Source organism: Bradyrhizobium elkanii USDA 76, from assembly GCF_023278185.1.
GTDB classification, from domain to species: Bacteria; Pseudomonadota; Alphaproteobacteria; order Rhizobiales; family Xanthobacteraceae; genus Bradyrhizobium; species Bradyrhizobium elkanii.
This window is the reverse complement of the sequence record NZ_CP066356.1, coordinates 9,103,595-9,115,474: the sequence shown is the minus strand read 5'-3', so window position 1 is coordinate 9,115,474 and position 11,880 is coordinate 9,103,595. Positions and strand designations below refer to the sequence as shown.

The following is an 11,880-nucleotide window of genomic DNA, read 5'->3' as shown; positions in this document are numbered from 1 at the left end:
ATGATTTCCAGGGCAGACTCATTTGACGTCATCGTCATCGGCGGCGGCCATGCCGGCTGCGAAGCCGCGAGCGCTTCTGCCCGGATGGGTGCAAAGACCGCCTTGGTGACCCATCGTTTCGCGACCATTGGCGCGATGTCGTGCAATCCCGCCATCGGGGGGCTCGGCAAGGGCCATCTGGTCCGCGAAGTCGACGCGCTGGATGGTCTGATGGGCCGGGTGGCCGACGCCGGCGGCATCCAGTTTCGCATGCTCAATCGCCGGAAGGGTCCGGCGGTCCGTGGCCCCCGGGCCCAGGCTGACCGCAAGCTCTACGCCGCGGCGATGCAGGCGGCGATCACCGAGACCGCGAACCTCAGCGTCATCGAAGGCGAGGCGGATGAACTGGTCGTCGCCGATGGTCGCGTGACCGGCATTTGCCTGGGCGATGGTCGCCGGTTGTCGGCGGGTGCGGTTGTCATCACGACCGGCACCTTTCTGCGCGGTCTGATCCATCTCGGGGAGAAGAATTGGCCGGCGGGCCGGGTCGGCGAGGCGCCGGCCATGGGCCTGTCTGCTTCCTTCGAACGGGCAGGGTTTGCGCTCGGCCGGCTCAAGACCGGAACGCCGCCGCGCCTCGACGGCACTACGATCGACTGGTCCGCGGTCGAAATGCAGCCCGGAGACGAGCCTCCGGAGCCGTTTTCGGTCATGACTGACCGGATTGCGACGCCGCAGATCCAGTGCGGCATCACCCGGACGACGCCCGCGACCCATGAGGTGATCCGGGCCAATGTGCATCGCTCGCCGATGTATTCCGGTCAGATCAAGAGCTCCGGACCGCGCTATTGCCCCTCGATCGAGGACAAGATCGTCCGCTTCGGCGACCGTGACGGCCATCAGATCTTCCTGGAGCCGGAAGGGCTCGACGACACCACGGTCTATCCGAACGGCATCTCGACCTCGTTGCCGGAAGAGGTCCAGCTTGCGATCCTCGCCAGCATCCCCGGCCTCGAGCGGGTCAGGATGGTCCGGCCGGGCTATGCGATCGAATACGACCACGTCGACCCGCGCGAGCTCGATCCGACCCTGCAGACCAAGCGGCTGCGCGGGCTCTTCCTGGCCGGCCAGATCAATGGCACCACGGGTTATGAGGAGGCGGCGGGGCAGGGCGTTGTTGCCGGGCTCAATGCCGCTCTCGCTGCCGGCCTCGCCGATCCGATCGTGTTCGACCGCGCCGACGGTTATCTCGGCGTGATGATCGACGATCTCGTGACCCGCGGGATCACCGAGCCGTATCGCATGTTCACCTCGCGCGCCGAGTACCGGCTGACGCTGCGGGCCGACAATGCCGACCAGCGCCTGACCGACAAGGGCATTGCACTCGGATGCGTTGGAACGGCGCGCGCCGAGCGCCATCGGACCAAGATGGCGGCGTTGGAGGCGGCCAAGCGGTTGGCGAAGTCGCTCGCGATCACGCCGAATGAGGCCGCCAAGCACGGGCTCGCGCTCAACCGCGACGGCCATCGCCGGTCGGCCTTCGAGCTGCTGGCTTACCCTGAGATAGAGTGGCCCGCGGTCCAGGCGATCTGGCCGGAGCTGTCGGCCATTGACCCTGCGATCGCGGTGCATCTCGAGATCGATGCCAAATACGATGTCTATCTGAAGCGCCAGACCGCCGATGTCGATGCCTTCCGGCGTGACGAAGGTCTGGTTCTGGCCGACGTCGACTATGCCGATGTCCCCGGCCTTTCGAACGAGGCACGCGCCAAGTTGCAGAAGGCGCAGCCACGGACGGTCGGCCAGGCGGGCCGGATCGACGGTATGACGCCGGCGGCGCTGGGTATTCTGGCCGCCTATCTGCGGCGCGAGGTGCGGCGGAACGCTGCAAAGGCATCGGCGTAACGTTTCACGTGAAACGAGAGGCGGCTCGGTCGTAGCGAGCAGCGGAAGCGACGAAGCAATCCATCGCTTCCTCAGGTGGCACCATGGATTGCTTCGCTTCGCTCGCAACGGCGAGCTCGATCGGCATTCCAGAGAATGGCTTCCAATTCGCAACCCGCCGAACTCAGCGTCTCCGCCAAGGACAAGGCCGCGGCGCTCGCGCTGACACCTGTTTCACGTGAAACAGAGGCGCGGCTCGATCGCTACATCGCCCTCCTCCTGGCGTGGCAGGCCAAGACCAATCTCGTCGCGCCATCGACGCTGCCCGCCCTCTGGACCCGCCACGTCTCCGATTCGCTGCAGCTTCTGAGCCTGGCGCCGACGGCGAAGTCCTGGGTCGACCTCGGCAGCGGCGGCGGCTTTCCCGGCGTCGTGCTGGCCTGCGCGCTGGCCGAGACCCCGGGGGCGTCGATTCATTTGGTTGAGCGAATCGCCAAGAAGGCGGCATTCTTGCGCGAGGCGATACGGGTGACGGCGTCGCCGGGGACGGTGCATCTGGCTGATATCGGGGATACTGTGGATAGAATCCCGGGGCCAATCGATTGCGTCACCGCGCGGGCGCTGGCTCCGTTACATCAACTCATCGGCTTTGCGGAGCCGTGGGTCAAAAACGGCGCCAAGGCGCTGTTTTTGAAGGGTCAAGATGTAGAGGCCGAATTGACCGAGGCCACTAAATATTGGATTATTGAGCTAAAGCTACACGCCAGCCTGACCGGCGGACAGGGCTGGATCGTCGAACTCGGGTCAATCGAGCGGCGCTAGGGGACTCCGCGAGAGCAAATGGTATTTTGGTATGACTGTGATGGACGAGGTTTATCAAGAGGATAAGGCGTCCCAGCCGCCTGGCCATCCGCGTATCCTGTCGCTCGCCAACCAGAAGGGCGGTGTCGGCAAGACCACCACAGCGATCAATCTTGGCACCGCACTCGCTGCGATTGGCGAGCGCGTCCTGATCGTCGATCTCGATCCGCAGGGCAACGCCTCGACCGGCCTCGGCATCGATCGCCGCAACCGCAGCTGCTCGACCTATGACGTGCTGATCGGCGAGGCGCCGCTGCGCGATGCCGTGGTCGCGACCGCAGTGCCGCGGCTGCATATCGCCGCTTCCACCATGGATCTCTCCGGTCTCGAGCTCGAGCTCGGCACCACGCCGGGCCGCGCGTTCCGGCTGCGCGATGCGATCGCAGGATTGAACAACAACGTCTCGCCGGAAGCCGACTACACCTATGTATTGATCGACTGCCCGCCCTCGCTCAATTTGCTCACGGTGAACGCGATGGCGGCGTCGGACGCGATCCTGGTGCCGCTGCAATGCGAGTTCTTCGCGCTCGAAGGTCTGTCGCAATTGCTGCAGACCGTGGAGCAGGTGCGCTCGACGCTCAATCCGAACCTGTCGATCCACGGCATCGTGCTGACCATGTTCGACTCGCGCAACAACCTCTCCAACCAGGTGGTTGCCGACGTGCGCCAGTTCATGGGCGACAAGGTCTACGACACCATGATCCCGCGCAACGTGCGCATCTCCGAGGCGCCGTCCTACGGCAAGCCGGTCCTGGTCTACGACCTCAAATGCGCCGGCAGCGATGCGTATCTCAAGCTCGCCACCGAAGTGATCCAGCGCGAGCGCGAGCTGCGCACCCTTTGACGATGCGCAGGATGGGCGCCGCGAAGCGAACTCCGTCCTGGCACGCAACGAGAGCGATGGGTTTTGCCGCGCGCGGCCCATCCTGTGATTCTGAAATTCAAGTCTGGAGTACTGCGTGTGAATTCAAGGGAGCTCGCAACAATGGCCGATGAAGCGCGTTCGCGACTGGGGCGCGGGCTGGCAAGCCTGATCGGAGATGTCGGCGGCGAGGCGGCCGCGCATGTGGAGCGGCCGCGCAACCAGCGCAAGGTACCGATCGAATTCCTCAAGGCCAACCCGCGCAACCCGCGGCGCACCTTCGCCGATACCGAGCTCGGCGAGCTCGCCGATTCGATCAGGCAGCGCGGCGTGATCCAGCCGATCGTGGTGCGCGCGATCAAGGGCGCGCAGGACCGCTACGAGATCATCGCCGGCGAGCGCCGCTGGCGCGCCTCGCAACTCGCCGGCCTGCACGAAGTGCCGATCGTGCCGGTCGAGGTCTCCGATTCCGACGCGCTCGAGATCATGATCATCGAGAATGTCCAGCGCGAAGACCTCAATGCGATGGAAGAGGCGCAGGGCTATCACGCGCTCGCCGACGAGTTCAAACGCAGCCAGGAAGACATCGCCAAGATCGTCGGCAAGAGCCGCAGCCATGTCGCCAACATGATGCGGCTGACCAAGCTGCCGGCCGAGGTGCAGGCGCTGATCTCGAAGGGCGATCTCTCCGCCGGCCACGCTCGCGCGCTGATCGGCGTGCCGGATCCGCTCACTGCTGCGAAGCGGATCGTCGCCGAAGGCCTCAACGTCCGCCAGGCCGAGGCGCTGGCGCATGAGGAGGGCGTGCCGGAGCGCAAGCCGCAGAAGGCGCGCAGTGGCAGCGCGGCCAAGGTGGACAAGGATGCCGACACCCTGGCGCTGGAGAAGCGCGTCAGCGATGCGCTCGGCCTTGCCGTCACCGTCAGCCATCGCGATCCCGGCGGCACCGTCCAGATCAGCTACCGCAACCTCGAGCAGCTCGACGAGGTGGTGCGGCGGCTGGAGGGTGGTTAGCGGTTTCGGCCGGGGTCACCCCCGCCGCTTTGCGTTCGCCGCGATCGAGAGCAGCGCGCGCTGCGCGATCACGGCGGCGAGCGAGGCCTGCTTGCGCATGTCCAGCGCCGCGGTGGCGAGCTGATCGATCACGTTCACCAGCCTAGGCGGTGTGAAATTGCGCAGCGCGATCTCGACCGCGGGTTTGCGTGAGAAGTGCAGCCGCGGAAATCCGCCGTCGAGCACGGCTGACGCCGGCGTGCCGTCCGCGATCGCCAGCGCCGATTTGTGCAGCCATGCCGCCTGGCGCTGCGCGGCCGAGATGATCACGCCGGGATAGGTGCCGGCGACCATTGCTTTCGTGAACTCGCTCTCGACCAGCGCGGCGTTGCCGGCGAAAGCGCCGTCGACGATCGGGTCGAGCTTCAGCTCGGAGGCGTCGGACACCACGGTCATGACGTCCTCGAGCGTGATCTCGCCCTTGCCGTGCGCGAACAGCGCAAGCTTGCGCAGCTCGTTGCGCGAGGCCATGCGGTCGCCGCCGAGCAGCGACATCAGCACCGCGCGCGCATCCTGCGCGAGCCGCAGATTCGATACGCGCAGCTCGTCCTCGATCAGCTTGGTCAGGTCGCGCTCGGTGTCGGGATAGCAGCCGATCGCCACCGCATTCTTGGCGCGCTCGCAGATCTTGCGCAGCGGCGATTCCGGCCTGAGCTCGCCGGCCTCGATCACGATGCGGCAATCCCTGAGCGCGGTGGTCTCGGTCAGCGTCTCGACGCCGCTTGAGAAGTTGCGCGAGCCGGCGCGGACGCGGATGGCGCGGCGGCCGCCGAACAGCGGCACCGTCATGGCTTCATCAACCAGCCGCGACGGTTCGGCGGCGAGCTCGTCGCCATCGAGCCGCACCAGCGAGAATGGGTCGTTGGGATCGTCGACCGCGGAGGCCATCAGCGCATCGGCGCGCTCGCGCACCAGGCCTAAGTCCGGGCCGTACAGCAGGATGATCGGACGGCCCGCGTCAGGCCGGGCGAGGAAGCTGTCGATCTCTTTTCCGCGAAGCGCGACCAATGCGGCGATCAGGTTCCGGTGGAGAAGAAGGAGGCGAGCCGGGTCTGGATGTTGTCGGCGATCTCCTGCGCGGCGCGGTCCTCGGCGTCGCGGAAGGCGCGGGCGCGGGCGAAACGCTGGTAGGAGCCGGGCATGTCGTAGGACACGCGCGAGAACGTGGTGCCGGTCATCACCGACTTGTTCGACGCGATCTCGATCAGGTTGAACTGGGCGTCGATGCCGTAATTCTCGCTGGTCGGCAGCGCGGTGGCCTGGTCGATCATCAGCGAGGAGCGGCTGGTGGTGAACCGCAGCACCAGCCGATGCGTCGGCGGTGCGCCGGTGGCGGTGCCGTAGAGCTTGAAGGCGAGGGCGTTGCGGACCTCGACGCCGACCCGGGCCTCGCGCGAGGCGTTCGGCTTGTCGACCGGCGGAACCTCGACGCCCATCAGCTTCTCGCGCAGGGCGGACGACTGGCCGTCGAGGGTGCGCTCGGCATACATCGGCTGGAAGCATCCGGCCGTCAGCGCGGCCAAGGAGGCCACGGCCACGAGCCGGGCGGCGATCCTGATCCTAGCCGACAACATTGACGATCCTCATGGGCACCACGATCACCTTGCGGACGGGTTTGCCGCCCAAGGCGGCTTTTACCGCATCGAGCGCCAAAACGGCAGCCTCTATATCCGCATTTTGCGCCGCCCGTGGCACGGTAACATCACCTCGTTTTTTACCGTTGACCTGGACGACCAGGGTCACGCTGTCCTCGACCAGCAAATCGCGCTCGATTTGTGGCCAATCGGCCTCGGAAACCAGCCCGGTCTGGCCCAGAACCACCCAGCACTCCTCGGCCAGATGCGGCATCATCGGCGAGAACAGCTGCACCAGGATGGTCGCGGCCTCCTTGACCGCCCAAGAAACATCTGGAGCGAGGTCCGACGCCGGCTTGTCGCCTTTCGCCAGCACCTCGGACAGTGCATTGGCGAATTCGCGGATATGGGCGAGACACACGTTGAAGTGCAGCCGCTCGATGCCGGACGACACCTTGTCGAGCGCGCCATGGGCCGCCTTGCGCAGCGCCAATGCGTCGGGCCCGAACGTCGCCGGCCGAACCGCCGGCGCCGTCTTAGTGTCGGCAGTCTTGGCGATCTCGGCCGATTCGTTCACCAGCCGCCACAGCCGCTGCACGAAGCGCGAGGCGCCCTGCACGCGCTCGTCGCTCCAGATCACGTCGCGGTCCGGCGGCGAATCCGACAGCATGAACCAGCGCGCGACGTCGGCACCGTAGCTCGCGATGATGTCGTCGGGGTCGACGGTGTTCTTCTTCGACTTCGACATCTTCTCGATCGGGCCGATCGCGACGTCCTCGCCGGTCGCCATCAGCACCGCGCGGCGGCCGTTGCCGCCGACCTCGATCTTCACCTCGGCCGGCGTGACCCAGCTGCCATCGGCCGTCTGGTAGGTCTCGTGCACCACCATGCCCTGGGTGAACATGCCGGCGAACGGCTCGCTCATGTCGATGTGGCCGGTGGCCTTCATCGCGCGGGTGAAGAAGCGGCTGTAGAGCAGATGCAGGATCGCGTGCTCGACGCCGCCGATATACTGGTCGACCGGCATCATCCGGTTGGCGACCGCGGGTGTGGTCGGCGCGGTCTCGTTCCACGGGTCGGTAAAGCGCGCGAAGTACCAGGACGAGTCCACGAAGGTGTCCATCGTGTCGGTCTCGCGCACGGCCTTGCCGCCGCACTTGGGGCAAGTCACATGCTTCCAGGTCGGATGATGGTCGAGCGCGTTGCCCGGCTTGTCGAAGCTGACATCCTCCGGCAGCGTCACCGGCAGCTGGTCGTCGGGCACCGGCACCACGTCGCACGTCGGACAATGGATCACCGGGATCGGGCAGCCCCAATAGCGCTGGCGCGAAATGCCCCAGTCGCGCAGGCGGAAATTCACCTGCCGCTCGCCGACCGGCGCATTGCCGCGGACTTCGCTTTCCAGCCGCTTGGCAACCTCTTCCTTGGCTGCTTCGATCGTCATGCCGTCGAGGAAGCGCGAATTGATCATGCGGCCGTCGCCGTCATAGGCGACGTCGGTGATGACGAACGTCTTCGGGTCCTGGCCCTCGGGGCAGACCACCGGCGTGTTGCCGAGATTGTACTTGTTGACGAAGTCGAGGTCGCGCTGGTCGTGCGCCGGGCAGCCGAAGATCGCGCCGGTGCCGTATTCCATCAGCACGAAGTTCGCGACATAGACCGGCAGCTTCCAGTTCGGATCGAACGGATGCACCGCCTTGATGCCGGTGTCGAAACCCTGCTTCTCGGCGGTGTCGATGATCGACTGCGCGGTGCCGATCTTCTTGATGTCGGCGATGAACTCCGCGAGCTTCGGGTTCTTCGCGGCGGCGGCGACCGCCAGCGGATGGTCCGCCGAGATCGCCATGAACTTGGCGCCGAACAGCGTGTCCGGCCGCGTGGTGAAGATCTTCAGCTCGCTCTCGCCGGCCGGCGTGGTCGCCGCATCCAGCGCGAAACGGATCAACAGGCCTTCGGAGCGGCCGATCCAGTTGCGCTGCATCAGCCGCACCTTGTCGGGCCAGCGGTCGAGACCATCCAGCGCTTCCAGGAGCTCCTGCGAATACTTCGTGATCTTGAAGACCCACTGGCTCATTTCGCGCTGCTCGACGACGGCGCCCGAGCGCCAGCCGCGGCCGTCGATCACCTGCTCGTTGGCGAGCACGGTCATGTCGACCGGATCCCAGTTCAGCTTGCGCTTCTCGCGCTCGGCGAGGCCGGCGCGCAGCATGTCCAGAAACATCTTCTGCTGATGCTTGTAGTAGCTGGGGTCGCAGGTCGCGAATTCTCTGCTCCAGTCGAGCGACAGCCCGATCGACCGCAGCTGCTTCTTCATCGCGGCGATGTTGTCGTAGGTCCAGGCCTTCGGCGCCACCTTGCGCTCGATCGCGGCATTCTCCGCCGGCAGGCCGAACGCGTCCCAGCCCATCGGGTGCAGCACGTTGTAGCCCCTGGCGCGCATGAAGCGCGCCAGCACGTCGCCGAGCGTGTAGTTGCGGACATGACCGATATGGATGCGCCCCGACGGGTAGGGGAACATCTCGAGCACGTAGTATTTCGGCCGCGGATCGTCGTTCTTGGAGGCGAAGATCGCCTTTTCGTCCCACAGGCGCTGCCAGCGGGGTTCGGATTCACGGGCGTTATAGCGTTCGGCGGTCATGAAATCGCAAGGATTTTGGGTGGCTTTGGTGATTTTCGGGTCCCATCCGGGGACGGCGGACTAGGCCACAAAAGCGCCTGCGCGGTCAACGGCTTGGGGCCTGCAAACGCCCCATCCCGTCGCGTAGCCGCCCTGCCGCTGTCGCAGGGGCGCCGTCTGCAGCCTCCTCGTCGTCCTGGCGAAGGCCAGGACCCATAACCACAGGGCTTTGTCGAGGAAGGGATCGTGGCCCCGCTTCGCGCAATGATAAACGGTGGGGGTAATGGGTCCTGGCCTTCGCCAGGACGACGCTGAATAGGCGGCGTCGCCGATGGTCATGGTTCCGCGCTCATCGCGCCGCTCGACCACGCACGATCTCAGCTCGCCAGCGCCATGCCGGCTTCGTCCAGCGTCTGCAGGAAGCCGTGCTCGATCACGGCATTCCTGCCGCGGCGCTTGGCTGCGTAGAGCGCGGCGTCGGCGGCTTCGATCAGATCGCCGGGGCGCTGGGTCTCGTTCGGCTTGGTCGTCGCGACGCCGACGCTGACGGTGACGACGCAATGGCTCGAGGATGCATGCGGCACGGCGAGGCCGAGTACGGCGGTGCGCACGGTTTCGCCGATCGCGAGCGCATGCGCGGCGTCGGTGTTCGGCAGCAACAGGCAGAATTCCTCGCCGCCATAGCGGCCGGCGAAGCCCATGGTGTCGGCGGCGATCCCGGACAGCACTTCGCCGATCCGGGTCAGGCAGGCATCGCCTTCGGGATGGCCATAGGTGTCGTTGTAGAGCTTGAAGTGATCGACATCGATCATCATCAGCGACAGCTCGCATTCATATTGCTGCGCCCGCATCCACTCGAAGTCGAGCCGGCTCTGGAAGCCGCGGCGGTTGGCAAGGCCAGACAGCGCGTCGATCGAGGCCATCACGGTGAGACGATCGTTGGAGGCGACGAGCTCGCGCTCGCGCTGGCTGAGCTGCGCCGCCATCGCGTTGAAGGCGCGCGCCAGCGGCACGAATTCCGCCGGCAGCTTGTGCTTGGCGACGCGTGCCGACCAGTCGCCCTCGCCGAACCGCCGCGCCATGCCGGTCATCAGCTCGATCGGATGGATGACGAGCCGCTCGGCGCCGACCAGGGCACCCAGCAAGACGAACAGGCAGACGAAGCCGAGCTGCAGATAGGCGGTGCGGATCTCGCGGTTGATCGCCGCCGTCACCTTGGCTTCGTCCATGCTCACGATCAGCCGGGATTGCGTGCCGGCGATGCGCGCGAAGCTCAGCGTGCGCTGCGCGCCGTCGGACGCCGTGAACGACACCGAGCCGGATGGTTCGTCATAGCTCAGCGCCTTTTCGGCGATCGCGGCCATCAACGGGATGGTGTCGAGCGAGCGGCCGATCAGGCTCGCGTGATCCGCGGGCGCGGCGATCACGACGCCGGTGCTGTCGACGAGAACGGCCGACATGCCGGGCTGGCCGCCGAGATTGGCCATGATCTGCGACAGCCAGTCGATATTGATGCCGGCGACCACCACGGCATCCTGCTCCGGATTGATCGCGGCCACCGGATAGGCGGCCATCATCATCGGGCGGCCATTGGTTCTGCCGCGCAGATAGTCGCTGAACACGAAGCCGCGGTTGTCCTGGGCTTTCTTGAAATAGTCACGGTCGCCGACATTGAGGCCGACCTGGGCGTTGAGGGTCGAGCACTGCACCAGCCCGTCCCGCGAGACGAACATGATGCTGCGGATCCAGGGCAGCACGGTTGGCAGGCTGGCGCGCAGCACCTCGCAGCTCTGCGCGATGCCGCCGGAAGCGCGGATATAGGCCGCAGACTTCAGCATGGTCTCGACCGAGGAGACCACCTCGCGCTGGGTTTCCGCGGCATGCGCGGTGAGGCTGGCATAGCCGGCGGCGGCCTGCGCGATCTGCTTGCTGCGGGAGTCTTCCAGCGTGCGGACGCGGTCGAGCATCAGGGGCGCGACCAGCATCAGCGCAAGCAAGGCCAGCCGGGCACGAATACCCAGAACCTTCTTGAGCCTGACCCTGTTGCGGTTGAAAGTGACGCCCGACATTCTATTCCCTTGCCCGTGCGCAAGGTAGAATGCAGGGCTTCAAAAAGCCTTTCCCGAATTTGGTAAAATTCGAGCCAACCCCCGCACCTGTCAGAGAACGGCACAAGCATGACGCAAAGCCCGACCACGCCGTTACCGCCTGGTTCACCACATGACCCTGCCTTTGGCCTCGCCGCCGTCGAACGCGAGATCGCCCATGCCTGCAAGGAAGCGCGGCGCGACCGCGCGTCGGTGACCTTGATCGCGGTGTCGAAGACGTTCGCGGCCGACGCAATTTTGCCGATTATCGGTGCCGGACAGCGCGTATTTGGCGAAAATCGCGTGCAGGAGGCCAAAGGCAAGTGGCCGGCGCTAATCCAGGCCAATCCGGGATTGCAGCTGCATCTGATCGGGCCGTTGCAGTCGAACAAGGCCAAGGAGGCGGTCGCGCTGTTCGATGCGATCCATTCGGTCGATCGCACCAGCATTTGCGAAGCGTTAGCCAAGGAAATCAAAAATCAAGGGAAGCACCCGCAACTGTTCGTCCAGATCAATACCGGCGAGGAGCCGCAGAAAGCCGGCGTCGCGCCGCAGGACGCGGATACCTTCATCGCGGCCTGCCGCGACACCTACGGCCTGTCGATCTCGGGACTGATGTGCATCCCGCCGGTCGACCAGGCGCCGGCGCCGCACTTCGCGCTCTGCGCCAAGATCGCCGCGCGCAACGGCCTGACGAATCTCTCGATGGGCATGAGCGCGGATTACGCGGTGGCGATCCAGATGGGCGCGACCCATGTGCGGGTGGGCTCGGCGATCTTTGGGACGCGGACGGCGCCGCATAACTAGTGTCGCCTGGTGTCCGCCAGAATCACACGGAGGCTTGCCCGTCATCACAACCGTCATCCCCGCGCAAAGGCAAAGCCTTTGCGCGGGGATGACGGTGTTTGGATGCGTTGTCTCGCCGCGCGCCCTTTTCTAAGGCCGCGGCGTATGGGTCCTGGC

Annotated in this window: 9 protein-coding genes; 5 read left to right on the top strand and 4 right to left on the bottom strand. The window is 65.8% G+C overall.

The annotated features are described in order from the left end of the window. The 4 genes from mnmG (at nucleotide 1) to JEY66_RS43060 (ending at nucleotide 4,600) form a co-directional block, all read left to right on the top strand. Entirely contained in the window at nucleotides 1–1,884 is a 1,884-nt protein-coding gene (gene mnmG / locus JEY66_RS43075) for a tRNA uridine-5-carboxymethylaminomethyl(34) synthesis enzyme MnmG (RefSeq protein WP_018269328.1), read from the top strand. Nucleotides 1,885–2,019: 135 nt separating this feature from the next. Then, nucleotides 2,020–2,685, top strand: coding sequence for a 16S rRNA (guanine(527)-N(7))-methyltransferase RsmG (rsmG, locus tag JEY66_RS43070; RefSeq protein WP_016841456.1), 666 nt, complete (start codon nucleotides 2,020–2,022; stop codon nucleotides 2,683–2,685). Nucleotides 2,686–2,716: 31 nt separating this feature from the next. Next, on the top strand, nucleotides 2,717–3,568 hold the full coding sequence (locus tag JEY66_RS43065; protein WP_026192060.1) for a ParA family protein: 852 nt from the start codon (nucleotides 2,717–2,719) through the stop codon (nucleotides 3,566–3,568). Nucleotides 3,569–3,709: 141 nt separating this feature from the next. After that, nucleotides 3,710–4,600: a ParB/RepB/Spo0J family partition protein gene (locus tag JEY66_RS43060; RefSeq protein WP_016841454.1), complete on the top strand. Its 891-nt coding sequence runs from the start codon at nucleotides 3,710–3,712 to the stop codon at nucleotides 4,598–4,600. 15 nt (nucleotides 4,601–4,615) lie between these two features. On the opposite strand, the gene holA is transcribed toward JEY66_RS43060, so the two are convergent. The 4 genes from holA to JEY66_RS43040 form a co-directional block, all read right to left on the bottom strand. Next, nucleotides 4,616–5,647 carry a DNA polymerase III subunit delta gene (gene holA / locus JEY66_RS43055; RefSeq protein WP_018269329.1) on the bottom strand — a complete coding sequence of 344 codons (1,032 nt, stop codon included), beginning with the start codon at nucleotides 5,645–5,647 and terminating at the stop codon, nucleotides 4,616–4,618. 8 nt (nucleotides 5,648–5,655) lie between these two features. Next, the gene (lptE, locus tag JEY66_RS43050; protein WP_016841452.1) at nucleotides 5,656–6,213 is read right to left on the bottom strand and encodes an LPS assembly lipoprotein LptE; all 558 of its coding nucleotides are present in this window, start codon (nucleotides 6,211–6,213) and stop codon (nucleotides 5,656–5,658) included. After that, complete coding sequence (leuS, locus tag JEY66_RS43045; protein WP_016841451.1) at nucleotides 6,200–8,851, bottom strand: leucine--tRNA ligase; 2,652 nt, start codon at nucleotides 8,849–8,851, stop codon at nucleotides 6,200–6,202. The genes lptE and leuS overlap by 14 nt, the downstream gene beginning before the upstream one ends. Before the next feature lie 356 nt (nucleotides 8,852–9,207). Continuing rightward, a complete protein-coding gene (locus tag JEY66_RS43040) occupies nucleotides 9,208–10,899 on the bottom strand; it encodes a sensor domain-containing diguanylate cyclase (protein WP_016841450.1) in 1,692 nt (563 codons plus the stop codon). A gap of 108 nt (nucleotides 10,900–11,007) precedes the next feature. Here JEY66_RS43040 and JEY66_RS43035 point away from each other — a divergent pair, with 108 nt between their 5' ends. Next, on the top strand, nucleotides 11,008–11,724 hold the full coding sequence (locus tag JEY66_RS43035) for a YggS family pyridoxal phosphate-dependent enzyme (RefSeq protein WP_016841449.1): 717 nt from the start codon (nucleotides 11,008–11,010) through the stop codon (nucleotides 11,722–11,724). The last annotated feature ends 156 nt before the right edge of the window (nucleotides 11,725–11,880 follow it).

Coding starts and splice junctions, on each gene's coding strand:
- JEY66_RS43065 (WP_026192060.1), top strand. CDS start 2,717: ATGACTGTGATGGACGAGGTTTATCAAGAGGATAAGGCGTCCCAGCCG.
- lptE (WP_016841452.1), bottom strand. CDS start 6,213: ATGTTGTCGGCTAGGATCAGGATCGCCGCCCGGCTCGTGGCCGTGGCC.
- JEY66_RS43035 (WP_016841449.1), top strand. CDS start 11,008: ATGACGCAAAGCCCGACCACGCCGTTACCGCCTGGTTCACCACATGAC.
- JEY66_RS43060 (WP_016841454.1), top strand. CDS start 3,710: ATGGCCGATGAAGCGCGTTCGCGACTGGGGCGCGGGCTGGCAAGCCTG.
- rsmG (WP_016841456.1), top strand. CDS start 2,020: ATGGCTTCCAATTCGCAACCCGCCGAACTCAGCGTCTCCGCCAAGGAC.
- JEY66_RS43040 (WP_016841450.1), bottom strand. CDS start 10,899: ATGTCGGGCGTCACTTTCAACCGCAACAGGGTCAGGCTCAAGAAGGTT.
- leuS (WP_016841451.1), bottom strand. CDS start 8,851: ATGACCGCCGAACGCTATAACGCCCGTGAATCCGAACCCCGCTGGCAG.
- mnmG (WP_018269328.1), top strand. CDS start 1: ATGATTTCCAGGGCAGACTCATTTGACGTCATCGTCATCGGCGGCGGC.